General features: G+C 63.4%; 1 protein-coding gene. It reads right to left on the minus strand.

Features of this window, described 5'->3' with window-relative positions; genetic code table 11:
* Positions 1 to 215, minus strand: a 215-nt coding sequence (locus KBI52_RS00230; protein WP_210804722.1) for a Gfo/Idh/MocA family oxidoreductase, incomplete at its 3' end; no start/stop codon positions are given.
* Between the last annotated feature and the right edge of the window lie 39 nt (positions 216 to 254).

The following is a 254-nucleotide window of genomic DNA, read 5'->3' on the forward strand; positions in this document are numbered from 1 at the left end:
TGCGGCGTGGCGATGAGAACGGCATCGATCATCGGATCGTCCAGCAAAGCGCGCCAGTCGCCGTAACTCTTGCCGCCGTGCTCAGCCGCGAAAGCGGCCGCTGCATCTGCGTTCTCCCGGCAGGACGCGACAAGCCTGACCTCGTCAACCTCGGTCATCGCCCGGGCATGAACCGCTCCGAAGTGGCCGGCCCCGATGATTCCTACGCCGATCATGCCTTTGCCTTCTCATAGGCGGCATCGATGACCTTCATC

It is taken from the genome of Microvirga sp. HBU67558, assembly GCF_018069605.1.
In the GTDB taxonomy this organism is placed as follows: Bacteria; Pseudomonadota; Alphaproteobacteria; order Rhizobiales; family Beijerinckiaceae; genus Microvirga; species Microvirga terrae.